This window comes from Nocardia sp. NPDC050378 (assembly GCF_040655675.1).
Lineage (GTDB): Bacteria > Actinomycetota > Actinomycetes > Mycobacteriales > Mycobacteriaceae > Nocardia > Nocardia coubleae.
Genome location: NZ_JBFAKI010000015.1, coordinates 11622 through 23296, shown reverse-complemented (window position 1 = coordinate 23296; position 11675 = coordinate 11622). Strand labels below are relative to the sequence as shown.

General features: G+C 68.2%; 12 protein-coding genes. 3 read left to right on the top strand and 9 right to left on the bottom strand.

Annotation, left to right across the window (positions count from 1 at the left end):
- Nucleotides 1-308: 308 nt before the first annotated feature.
- Nucleotides 309-1028, top strand: a complete 720-nt coding sequence (locus AB0I35_RS25605; RefSeq protein ID WP_357398846.1) for a GNAT family protein — start codon at nt 309-311, stop codon at nt 1026-1028.
- Between the two features lie 6 nt (nt 1029-1034).
- On the opposite strand, the gene AB0I35_RS25600 is transcribed toward AB0I35_RS25605, so the two are convergent.
- Nucleotides 1035-2291 carry an aspartate kinase gene (locus AB0I35_RS25600; RefSeq protein ID WP_357398844.1) on the bottom strand — a complete coding sequence of 419 codons (1257 nt, stop codon included), beginning with the start codon at nt 2289-2291 and terminating at the stop codon, nt 1035-1037.
- A 202-nt stretch (nt 2292-2493) separates the two neighbouring features.
- Here AB0I35_RS25600 and AB0I35_RS25595 point away from each other — a divergent pair, with 202 nt between their 5' ends.
- Nucleotides 2494-3615: an ACT domain-containing protein gene (locus AB0I35_RS25595; RefSeq protein ID WP_357398842.1), complete on the top strand. Its 1122-nt coding sequence runs from the start codon at nt 2494-2496 to the stop codon at nt 3613-3615.
- On the opposite strand, the gene AB0I35_RS25590 is transcribed toward AB0I35_RS25595, so the two are convergent.
- Together AB0I35_RS25590 and AB0I35_RS25585 are read right to left on the bottom strand one after the other, a co-directional pair.
- Complete coding sequence (locus AB0I35_RS25590) at nt 3605-3880, bottom strand: YggT family protein (RefSeq protein WP_357398840.1); 276 nt, start codon at nt 3878-3880, stop codon at nt 3605-3607. The genes AB0I35_RS25595 and AB0I35_RS25590 overlap by 11 nt on opposite strands.
- A 114-nt stretch (nt 3881-3994) precedes the next feature.
- The gene (locus AB0I35_RS25585) at nt 3995-4882 is read right to left on the bottom strand and encodes an alpha/beta hydrolase (RefSeq protein WP_357398839.1); all 888 of its coding nucleotides are present in this window, start codon (nt 4880-4882) and stop codon (nt 3995-3997) included.
- Between the two features lie 93 nt (nt 4883-4975).
- Here AB0I35_RS25585 and AB0I35_RS25580 point away from each other — a divergent pair, with 93 nt between their 5' ends.
- A complete protein-coding gene (locus tag AB0I35_RS25580; RefSeq protein ID WP_357398837.1) occupies nt 4976-5572 on the top strand; it encodes a TetR/AcrR family transcriptional regulator in 597 nt (198 codons plus the stop codon).
- Between the two features lie 41 nt (nt 5573-5613).
- On the opposite strand, the gene der is transcribed toward AB0I35_RS25580, so the two are convergent.
- The 6 genes from der to AB0I35_RS25550 all read right to left on the bottom strand — a co-directional run bounded on the left by der (nt 5614) and on the right by AB0I35_RS25550 (nt 11545).
- Nucleotides 5614-7029, bottom strand: coding sequence for a ribosome biogenesis GTPase Der (gene der / locus AB0I35_RS25575; protein ID WP_067639847.1), 1416 nt, complete (start codon nt 7027-7029; stop codon nt 5614-5616).
- The gene (cmk, locus tag AB0I35_RS25570; RefSeq protein ID WP_067494413.1) at nt 7026-7700 is read right to left on the bottom strand and encodes a (d)CMP kinase; all 675 of its coding nucleotides are present in this window, start codon (nt 7698-7700) and stop codon (nt 7026-7028) included. Before cmk ends, der begins: the two co-directional genes overlap by 4 nt.
- Nucleotides 7701-7768: 68 nt before the next feature.
- On the bottom strand, nt 7769-9112 hold the full coding sequence (locus AB0I35_RS25565; protein ID WP_357398836.1) for a pseudouridine synthase: 1344 nt from the start codon (nt 9110-9112) through the stop codon (nt 7769-7771).
- A gap of 8 nt (nt 9113-9120) precedes the next feature.
- The gene (scpB, locus tag AB0I35_RS25560) at nt 9121-9777 is read right to left on the bottom strand and encodes an SMC-Scp complex subunit ScpB (RefSeq protein ID WP_357398834.1); all 657 of its coding nucleotides are present in this window, start codon (nt 9775-9777) and stop codon (nt 9121-9123) included.
- Nucleotides 9774-10652 (bottom strand): segregation/condensation protein A, encoded by an 879-nt coding sequence (locus AB0I35_RS25555; RefSeq protein ID WP_357398962.1) that lies wholly within the window; start codon nt 10650-10652, stop codon nt 9774-9776. The genes scpB and AB0I35_RS25555 overlap by 4 nt, the downstream gene beginning before the upstream one ends.
- On the bottom strand, nt 10652-11545 hold the full coding sequence (locus tag AB0I35_RS25550; RefSeq protein WP_067494410.1) for a ParA family protein: 894 nt from the start codon (nt 11543-11545) through the stop codon (nt 10652-10654). Before AB0I35_RS25550 ends, AB0I35_RS25555 begins: the two co-directional genes overlap by 1 nt.
- Nucleotides 11546-11675: the final 130 nt, after the last annotated feature.

The window sequence follows — 11675 nt, the reverse complement described above, 5'->3', positions numbered from 1 at the left end:
CGACAATGATGTGATTTATAGAACCGTTATAGCCTCTGAGGTGCGTAAACGAGCCTCGAGACAGACATCGCAGCGGTTTGTGACCGGACCGAGTCGGCGACACCCGGATCGGCGCCCTTTTCGTGTCGTGCACACACGCGCGACATACGGGTGCGTTCGGTGTTTGAAGGGCGCACGTTCGGCTATCGTCCATCCAGTTTCTTTTCGATGCTGCTGGATCGTTCGTGTCGCTTCGCCGAATCATGTGCCGCGTGAGGATCCACGCCTCGTGATTCGGTGACCCTCTCAAACGAAGGACGCCGGTCACCATGCCCGCACCCGTTATCCTCGACGGCCGCATCGTACGGCTGGAACCCCTTGCAACCCACCATGTTCCCGGTCTGGCAGCGGCCGCGCAGGCGCTGCGCGGCCAACCGGGGTTCACCGTTGTCCCGCACGGTGAACAAGAAGCGCGCACGTACGTCTTCCAGGCCGAGGCCGCCCAGCTGGCGGGTTCGGCGCTGGCCTTCGCCATCGTCATGATCGGTGACGAATGCGTGGTCGGCGCCACCCGTTTCACCCGCCTCGACTACTGGCAGGGTCCGCTCACCTGGCCGCTGTCGGCCGAACCGGTCACCGCCTCCCCCGGCGGCGCGATTCCCGACGCCGTGGAGATCGGCAACACCTGGCTCACCCCCGCCGTGCGCGGGGGCCAGGTGAATCTCGACTCCAAGCTGCTGTTGCTCACCCACGCCTTCGACACGTGGCGGGTGCGCCGGGTGACCCTGCGCGCCGATGCCCGCAACCTGCGCTCCCGGGCGGCCATCGAACGGCTCGGCGCGGTCAGCGACGGTGTTCGCCGGGCGCATTCACGTGGCCTCGACGGCGAGGTGCGCGACACCGCGTTCTATTCGATCCTGCGCGACGAATGGCCGGGGGTGCGCGAGCGGATCATCGAACAACTGGCCGCCCGCGCCGCGCAACGGCGGGCGCCGCTCATCCCGGCCACCGCCGAGGCATTGCGCGCCCTCACCGCCTCGATCGGCTGAGCCTGGTCAGCGCCCTGTGCCGCCGTGCACCACGGCCACCTCGGCCCCGCCCAGGTCGAAGGCGCGGTGCAGGATGCGCACCGCCTCGTCGAGCTCGGTGTCGCGGACCAGTACGGAGATGCGGATCTCGGAGGTGGCGATGAGGTCGAGATTGATGCCCGCCGCCGCCAGTGCCTCGCAGAAGGTCGCGGTGACACCGGGGTTGTCGCGCATGCCCGCACCGATGAGCGACACCTTGCCGACGCGGTCGTCGTAGCGCACATCGGCGAAGCCGATCTCGGCGCGACGCGAGCGCAACAGCGCGACCGCGCGGTCGCCGTCGGCGGCGGGCAGTGTGAAGGTGATGTCGGTGCGGCCGGTTCCGGTGTTCTGCACGACCATGTCGATGCCCACCTCGGCGTCGGCCACGGCACGGAACACCTGCGCGGCGTAGCCGGGCTCGTCGGGCACGCCGACCACGGTCACCTTGGCCTCGTTGCGGTCGTGCGCGACGCCGGTGAGCACGGCCTGGTCGGCGGGGATGTCGGCCATCGAACCGAACACGGTGGTACCGACGGTGTCGGTGTAGGACGAGCGCACGTGCACCGGGACCTGATAGCGGCGGGCGTACTCGACGCACCGCAGCATGAGCACCTTGGAGCCGCACGCCGCCATCTCGAGCATCTCCTCGTAGGAGACCTGGTCGAGTTTCTGGGCGTCGCCGACGATGCGCGGGTCGGCGGTGAACACGCCGTCGACATCGGTGTAGATCTCGCACACGTCGGCGTGCAGCGCGGCGGCCAAGGCGACGGCGGTGGTGTCGGAACCGCCTCGACCCAGTGTGGTGACGTCACGGCTGTCCTGGCTCACGCCCTGGAAACCGGCGACCAGCACGATCTCGCCGTCGTCGAGGGCGCGCCGCACCCGGCCGGGATCGACCTCGATGATCTTGGCGTTGCCGTGCGCGCCCGTGGTGATCACCCCGGCCTGTGAACCGGTCAGCGAACGCGCCTCCGCGCCGAGGGAATGAATGGCCATGGCCACCAACGCGTTCGAGATCCGCTCACCCGAGGTGAGCAGCATGTCCATCTCCCTCGGCGGCGGCGCCGGTGCCACCTGACCCGCCAGGTCCAGCAATTCGTCGGTGGTGTCGCCCATCGCCGAGCACACGACAACCACGTCGTTGCCCTGCTTCTTGGTCTCCACGATCCGCTCGGCGACCCGGCGGATGCGCTCCGCGGTCGCGACCGACGAGCCACCGAATTTCTGTACAACCAGGGCCATCCCGCTGTCCTCTCCCTGCTCGCCCGCGAAGTACTCGCGGGTAACTCTCGTCGAGTATCCCGGCAATCCGGGCGCGGCTGGGTGGTTTGTGACGCGAAAAGTGGTGCCGCCGTGCCGTTTCTGGCGCGATACTGGCCACATGGGGGTGGCGCGCGTGCGTCGGCTCCGATGTTCGGCGGTTCTCGGCGTTAGGCGAATTCGGATGACTACTCGGCACTTTCGTTCCCGTTCGTTGCGTGTCGCGGTGCTCGGCACCGGGGCGCAGGCCCGGGAGGTGGTGCGGATCATCACCGAATCCGGTGACGAGCTGAGCGCACGAGCCGGGGCGCGATTGACGCTCGACACCGACGCGGCCGACCTCGTCGTCGACACCACCGCGACCGCCGAGAGCCTGGGCACCGTTCTCGAGGCGTTGCGGGCGGGCCGATCGGTGGTCACCGCGAATACCGCGCTCATCGCCTCGCACGGGGCCGAATTGATGTCGGCTGCCGAGGAATTCGGGGCGGATCTGTGTTTCGAGGGCGCCGTGGCGGGCGGGGTGCCGGTGGTCCGGCCGCTCACACAGTCACTGTCGGGCGATCGCGTGCGCGAGGTGCTCGGCGTCTTCGCCGCGGCCGACGCGCACGCGGCGGCGATCCTCGCCACGTTGGCCTTCCATACCCGGGTGGAAGTCACCGACGTGCATTTCGAGGAGTTCGGGGTGGCGCCGGCACACGACCTGGCGGCTGCCGACGCGTTGTCGTTGCGGTTGCGTCAGCTGACCGTGTGCACTCGCATCAGTGAGCCCGAAGACGGTGGCAAGGAATGGATTTCGGTACGGGTGCATCCCGCACTGTTGCCTGCCGCACACCCGCTGGCCCAGGTGGAGGCGCCGTTCAGCGCGGTGACGGTGGACGCCGAAGGTGCCGGGCGACTGATGTTCTCCGGTCGTGACGCGACGAGGGCCACCGCCTCGGCACTGCTCGGTGATCTGGTGAGCGCGGCGCGCAACCGCGTCAACGGTGGCCGGGCGCCACGCGCCTCGTATTACGCCGAGCTACCGGTCGCGCCGTTCGGCGACATCCCCACCCGCTACTACCTGAACCTGCGGGTCACCGATCACGCGGGCGCGCTCGCGCAGGTGGCCTCGATCTTCGCCGACCACGGGGTGAGCATCGAACGTGTGCGTCAGGAACACCACGGCGAGGACGCCCACCTCATCGTCCTCACCCACCGCGCCCGCGAATCGGCGCTGGCCGACACGGTCGACGCCCTCACCGACGCCACCTGTGTGAGCGCGGTGCTCACCAGGTGGCGGGTAGAAGGTGCGCCGGTCACAGGCTGAACGCCACCGCCCGCAGGATCAGCACGGCGATGAACACCACGGTGAAGGCGAGGTCGATGGCGACCTCGCCCAGCCGGACCGGCTTGAGCACCTTGCGCACCGGCGCGATCACCGGTTCTGTCGCCGCATGGGTCACCGACCGGACCTTCCCCACCCACGGCGACCGATTCCCCAGCGTTTCGAGCCAGTCGACCACCATCCGCGCGATCAACAGCACCAAGAACACTGTCAGTACCCACCCGAGCAGGGTTCCGATGAGACTCATTGACGCACTCCTTCCGGAGGTCACCGTCGACCTCTTACCGAAACAACGCCTTACCCGCCCCCAAGGTGTCCACTATGCACCGTTCTCAGCGGATTATCAGTCCGCACAGGCCAGTTACTCGGCGTGGCGCGCGTCGGTGTGTTCGTAGCGGCGGGCGAAGTCCAGGATGCGCGCGGTCACCTGACGGGAAATCTGGTAGAAGAGCCCGTGCCCCACACCGGGGAAGATCTCGACCTCGCAGGTGGGCAGGTTGTCGCGCACGCGTCGCTCGGCCAGTTGCGGATCGACCACCAACGACTCGGACCCGAGCAGCATCAGGGTCGGTGTCGTGATCGTCGCGAGCCGCTCGTCGGTGAATATCTTCGGATAGCCGATCGTCGGGATATACCCGAGAGCCGCCTTCACACCGGCGAATTCGGCGTCGGTCAGGGTGACGCCCGGGTTGAGCCGTGCGTTCATCGCGCGCAGATTCTTGTCCGTCGGCCGGGCACCGACGCGGAGCATCATCCACAACAGGCTCCATTTGATCTTCGTCAAGGTGCCGCTCGGCTCCACCACACTCAGGCTCGCCAGTCGTGCCTGCTGAGTGGTCGCGACAGCCATCGCCTGCCATGCACCCTGCGAGTAGCCGACCAGATGCACCCGGTCGACGCCGAGTCCGTCGAGCACCTCGCCCAGCCACGCACCGAACTTCGTCTCGTCGATCGGCGCGGTCTGCACGCTGAGCCCCGGCGTCCCGATCATCTCCGGCGCGTACACCACGTGATCGCGGGCGAAGTCCTCGACCACGTGGCTCCACATCAGGCTGTTCCCGCCGAGCGAGTGCATCAGCACGAACGGAATGCCCTGCCCCACACCTGATTTGCGGACCTTGGTCATACCGAAGGAGGTGGAGATGTCGAGCATTTCCGACGGAACAGGCCACTGCTTCTCCAGCTCCCGATAGGTCCGCAGATACTCCTCGCGCGCGGCGTCGTTCTTGAATCGCCCGATCTTGGCCATGACCACCCCTGTTCCTCGTTGATGATATCACCGTACCACATAGATGATATGGGCGTACCATAAAGATTCGCCGGTACAGACGAAGGAGGCAGGGTGCCACGCTTGGCCGACCATGACGAGCGCCGCAGGGCTATCACCGATGCCGCGCGGCGGGTGATCGCGCGGGGTGGGCTCGACGCGGCCACGTTCCAGTCCGTCGCCGCCGAGGCCGGGGTGTCGGTGCGGTCGGTGCAGTACTACTTCGGCACGAAGCAGGAGTTCCTGCTCGCCACGCATCGCGCGGTGGTGGCGGATTCCGGCGCTCGGCTGGGCGCGGGACTGGCGGGCCTCGCACCCGGCGCCCGACCACGCGACATCGTCCGGACGATCCTGCTCGGACTCCTCCCCCTCGATGAACCGAGCAGGCAGAACGCCGTCATCCTCGGGATCTTCCACGCGGCCGCGCTGACGGGACCGGACATCGGATCCGCCGACACCGTGGGGGCGCCGAACTACATCGTCGACGCGGTCGCCGACCAGCTGCGGGCCTCGCGCGGCCCGGAAGCGGACGAGTCGGTGGTCCGCAGCGACGCCGAGGTCATCCTGCTCGCACTCGGCGGACTCGCGCAGGGCATGCTCACCAACGACGACTACGCCGCGCGCGCGACACAATTGGTGGATCACCTGCTCGATCGTCTCTTCGACGCATGACGAAGCCCCGGCGGGATGCGCCGGGGCTTTGTCGGGTCGAACTACTTTCTGCGTTCCTTCTTCTCGCGCACGCGCACCGAGATGCGCACGGGCGAGCCGTCGAAACCGAATTCCTCGCGCAGGCGCCGCTCCAGGAAGCGGCGGTAACCCGCCTCGAGGAAGCCGGTGGTGAACAGCACGAACGTCGGCGGACGAGTGCTGGCCTGGGTGGCGAACATGACGCGGGGCTGACGGCCGCCGCGCATCGGCGGCGGGGTGGCCGCGATGACTTCCTTGAGCCAGGTGTTCAACCGTCCGGTGGAGATGCGCTTGTCCCAGGACTCGAGCGCGGTCTCCATCTGCGGCACCAGCTTCGCCACGGCGCGACCGGTGTGCGCGGAGATATTCACCCGCTGCGCCCACGGCACCCGCACGAGATCACGATCGATCTCGCGCTCGAGCATGTAGCGGCGATCCTCGTCGACCAGGTCCCACTTGTTGAACGCCAGCACCAGCGCGCGACCGGAGTCGGCGACCAGGCTGATCACCCGCAGGTCCTGTTCGGTGATCGGCACCGAGGCGTCGATCAGCATGATCGCCACCTCCGACGCCTCGAGCGCCGACTTGGTCCGCAGCGAGGCGTAGAACTCGGTGCCGGTGGCATTGGACACCTTGCGGCGCAGACCGGCGGTGTCGACGAACTTCCACACCTTGCCGCCGAGCTCCACCAGGGAGTCGACCGGGTCGACGGTGGTGCCCGCGACATCGTGGACCACCGAACGCTCGTCGCCCGCCAGCTTGTTCAGCAGGCTCGACTTGCCGACATTGGGCTTGCCGACCAGCGCCACCCGGCGCGGCCCGGCCACACCCGTGCCCTCGCGCGGGGTCTCGGGCAGTGCGGCGAGCACGTCGTCGAGCAGGTCGCCGGTACCGCGACCGTGCGCGGCCGAGACCATGCGCGGCTCGCCGAGGCCGAGCGACCACAGCGTCGCGGCCTCGATCTCGACTTTCTGATCGTCGACCTTGTTGGCGACCAGGATCACCGGGATCTTGGAGCGGCGCAGTTTGCGCACCGCCGCCTCGTCCGTCGCGGTCGCGCCGACGGTCGCGTCGACGACGAGCAGAATCGCGTCGGCGGTCTCCATCGCGACCTCGGCCTGCCGGGCCACATGCTGCTGCAGGCCCTTGGCGTCGGGCTCCCAGCCGCCGGTGTCCTGCACGAGGAAGCGGCGTCCGGCCCAGCTGGCCTCATACGAGATCCGGTCACGGGTAACGCCCGGAACGTCCTCGACAACGGCTTCGCGCCTACCGAGGATGCGGTTCACCAGGGTCGACTTGCCGACATTCGGACGGCCGACCACCGCGACCGTCGGCATGGCGAGGTGTTCCTCACCCTCGCCCTCACCTTCGAGATCGGCGATCTCCCAGTCGGTTTCATCGGTCCAGATACCGTCGCCCTCGAGTACGTCCTCGATCATCGCGACCCTCCTGTCGTGGCCGAAAGCTGCTGGGCCACCACGCGATACAGCTCGTCGATGGTCTGTTCCATCGTGAGATCGCTGGTATCGACGAGCACCGCGTCGGCGGCGGGGCGCAACGGCGAGACCTTGCGGGTGGAATCGAGGGTGTCGCGGCGCTGTACGTCGGCCAGCACGGCCGGGTAGTCGTCGCCGCGTCCCTCGCGGATGTTCTGGGCATTGCGCCGCTGGGCGCGCGCCTCCGCGGAGGCGGTGAGGTATATCTTGGCGTCGGCGTCGGTGAGCACGACGGTGCCGATATCGCGGCCCTCGACCACGATCCGGCCGGCCACGGCGGCGATCTCACGCTGCAGGGCGACGAGCTGCTCGCGCACCTGCGCCACCGCCGACACCGCCGACACGGCCTTGGTCACCGCGTCACCGCGGATCTCGGCCGACACGTCGTCACCGTCGAGTTCGACGACCTCGTGACTGGGATCGGTGCCGATCGAAAGAGGAAGCGCCGCAACGGCTTGCGCGATCGCCTCGGCATCGGTGAGATCCACGCCCGCACGCAGCACCCGCAGCGTCGCCACCCGGTACATGGCACCGGTGTCGAGGTAGCGGGCGTTCAGACGGGTGGCCAGCTTGCGCGACACACTGGACTTGCCGGTGCCGGACGGGCCGTCCATGGCGACGACGAGCGTGCCGTCGCCGGCGAGCCTGCCCTGGGCAGGTTCCACCGAGAAATCCACTCCGTTCACAGCTGCACCGCCTCGTAGAGTTTGCCGATTTCGTCGCGGCCGAGCACCCGAAGGGTGCCGGGACGCTGATCGCCGAGTGCCACCGGACCGAGGTGCGTGCGGACCAGGCGGATCACCGGGTGACCCACCTCGTCGAGCAGGCGGCGCACGATGTGCTTGCGGCCTTCGTGCAGCACCAGTTTCACCAGCGACCGGCCCTCGTAGGATTCGAGCACCATGAACTTGTCGACCTTGGCCGGACCGTCCTCGAGCTCGACGCCTTCGCGCAGCCGCTTGCCGACGAGCCGGTAGTTCACCTCGCCGTACACGGTGGCCAGGTAGGTCTTGGGCACCTCGAACGAGGGGTGCATCAGGCGGTGCGCCATCTCGCCGTCGTTGGTGAGCAGCAGCAGGCCCTCGGTGTCGGCATCGAGTCGACCCACGTGGAACAGGCGCTGACCCGCGGCGATCCGTTCGGCCACGATGTCACCGACACAGGGGCGACCCAGGTCGTCGGACATGGTGGACTGCCAGCCCTTGGGCTTGTTCAGCACCAGGTGCACGAGTTCGTCCCGCACGACCACGCGGGTGCCGTCAACGCGCACGACGGCGTTCTCGGCGTCGATACGAAGACCCTGCTCGCGCACGATCTTGCCGTCGACCTCCACGCGGCCCTGGGCGATCATCTCCTCGGCGGCGCGACGCGAGGCCACACCGGCCTTGGCGAGCACCTTCTGCAGGCGTTCGCCTTCACCCCACGGGAGCTTCTTGGGGCCCTCGGCGGTGTCGGCGTGCTGATGACGGGCAGGCTTGGCGTTGTTCAGGATCGTCGGGGCGACCACCTTGCGCTGCGGTTTCGCGGACTTCTTGTTGCGCGCCGCGAAGGCCTGCGTGCCGGCCGACGCGCCGCTGCGCTGTCCGGCTGTATCGCCACGCTGTCCGCGGTCGGCGTCACCACGCGGGTAGCCGCCGCCACTGGCAGCGCCGGTGCCGCGCTGGTAACCACCGGCGGACGGGCCACGACGGTCGCCACCGGCCGGGGCGCTGCGTCGATCGTCACGCTGGTAACCACCGGGGGCGCTGCGACGGTCGTCGCGCTGGTAGCCCCCGGTCGAACCACGGCGACCACCGGACTCCGCGTCGCGCTGGAAGGAACCGGCCGATCGGGCCGCTGTCTGATTGCCGCGCTGGAAGCCACCCGCGCTGGTGCCGCGGCGGCCGGGGGCCTCGCCACGGGAACCGGCCTGACCGGTGCGCGCACTGCCGCCGCGGGGGGCCGCGGTTCGGTTCGCGCCACTTCGGGGCTGGTCGCTGCGTTTTCTTCGATCCGGTGTGCCATCTCGGCGAGCGGAATTATTCATCTGTCCTGTCAATCGTCGGTGCCGAGATCCATGTCGGACTCGGCGGGTTTTTGCAGCCTGGTGTACCGGGGATCGGTGTCCAGGCTCTCGCTGATCTCGTCGATCAGATCGACGCCGGGAAGCAGCGGCGCCAGCGGTGGCAGGTCGCCGAGTGAGGCGAGCCCGATCCGTTCGAGGAACAACTCGGTGGTGCGGTAGAGCGTGCCGTTGGTTTCCGGGTCCTGACCCGCTTCCGCGATCAAGCCCCGCGCCAGCAGCGTGCGCATCACTCCGTCGACGTTCACCCCGCGAACCGCGCTGACCCGGGTGCGGGTCACCGGCTGGCGGTAGGCGACCACCGCCAAGGTTTCCAAGGCGGCCCGGGTGAGCTTCGTCCGGGCCCCGTCGAGCAGTACCCGCTCGACATAGGGCGCGTACTCCTGTCGAGTATAGAAGCGCCAACCGTCGCCGACGAAACGCAGGTCGATGCCGCTGCCGCGTGCGGTCAGTTCCGCCGACATGGCGCGCAGGGTTTCCTCGACCCGTTCGCTGGTGTCGTCCAGGGCCGCGGCCAGCTGTTCTACCGGCGCGGGAGCGTCCACGACGAGCAGCATGGCCTCGAGCGCGGACCGCAGTTCCGCGTCGTCGAGCCGCTCAGAAGTGAGTTCAGCCACTAGGTCGCTCATCCGTAATCCTCCTCGAAGGTCAAGGCCGCCGCCTCGGCGTCGGGGTCGAGTTCGCCGAGCCAGCTCACGGCCAGCGGGCCGAGCGGGTCGGGCTGGTCGAAGGCGATGGTCTTGCCGCGATACAGCTCGAGCAACGCCAGGAACCGGGCAACGATTTCCACCGGAACAGTGCAATCGGACACCAGCTCGGCGAACGTCGTCCACCCGCCGGGCCCGCGTTCCTTGAGCCGGGCCAGCACCAGCTCGGCCTGTTCGGCCACCGAGATGGTGTGCATGTGCAGATGTCCGAGCCCGACCTCGGCGACCGGGCGCGGCCGGAACGCGGCGGCCGCGATCTCGGCGAACGCGGCGACATCCACCCCGAGGGTCACTTCGGGGAGCAGCCCGGCGAACTGGTCCTCCAGCGCCACCGATCTCGGATACCGGCGCAGCGCGGCGGCTTCCAGCTCGGCGAGCAACTCGGCCACCTGTTTGAACGCGCGGTACTGCAGCAGCCGGGCGAACAGCAGGTCGCGAGCCTCGAGCAGTTCGAGGTCCTCGGCGTCGGTCATCTCCCCCGACGGCAGCAGCCGCGCGGCTTTCAGGTCGAGCAGCGTCGCGGCGACAACGAGGAATTCGGTGGTCTGATCGAGGATCTTGTCCGCGCGCAGCTTGGTGTTCTCGGCCAGCTCGGCGGTCAATGCCTTGGTGTAGGCGATGAATTCGTCGGTGACCTTGTGCAGCGCCACCTCGGTGACATCGAGTTTGCGTGAACTGATCAGCGTCAGCAGCAGATCGAACGGTCCCTCGAAATTGGTGAGCCGCAGATGGAATCCGCTGGTTTCCGCCGGTACTGCCTCTTCGGGTACTGCTTGCACCGCAGGTTGTGCCTCGATCACCGGCCCGACCGGTGGATGACCTCGCGTGCCATGGCCCGATACGCTTCCGCGCCCGCCGATTTCGGTGCCCACGTGGTGATCGGCTCACCGGCGACGCTGGCGTCGGGGAACCGGACGGTGCGCGAGATGGCGGTGTCGTAGACCAGGTCGCCGAACACCTCGACCACGCGCGACATCACCTGACGCGAATGCAGCAACCGCGCGTCGAACATGGTGACCACGATGCCGTACAGGCTCAGCCTGGGGTTGAGGCGATCGCGCACCTTCTCCACGGTGTCGTTGAGCAGGGCCAGCCCGCGCAGCGAGAAGTACTCGCATTCCATCGGAATGATGACCCCGTCGGAGCAGGCCAAGGCGTTGACGGTGAGCAGGCCGAGCGAGGGCTGGCAGTCGATGAGGATGTAGTCGTAGCGATCACGGACTCCGGCCAGCGCCCGGCCGAGGGACTGTTCGCGGCCCACCTCGTTGACCAGCTGGATCTCGGCGGCCGAGAGGTCGATGTTGCTGGGTAGCAGGTCCATGCCGTCGACCTTGGTGGTCTGCAGCACGTCGTCGACCGAGGCCTTGCCGCCGATCAGCAGGTTGTGCACGGTCAGGTCGAGATCGTGATGGGCGACCCCGAGGCCGGCCGACAGCGCGCCCTGCGGGTCGAGGTCGACCAGCAGTACGCGGCGCCCGTATTCGGCCAGTGCCGCACCGAGATTGATGGTCGAGGTGGTCTTGCCGACCCCGCCCTTCTGGTTGCACATGGCCACGACGAGCGCGTCGCCGTGCTGTTTGACCTGTGGTGGTTCGGGTACCAGGCGCAGCGGGCGGCCCGTCGGGCCGATCTCGACGGCCTCGGTGACCTGTTCCGGCCCACCGTCCCACGGTGTTTCCGCTGTCGTCACGATCCGCTGCTCCTTATACGTTTCCTTGCCGGTAACCCCTGTCGAGGGTAGCGAGGCCGGTTCGCCACCCACCTCACTTTCGTACGGTCCAGCTCCGGGTAGACGCTACCGCTCGCACCGCTCGGGTACG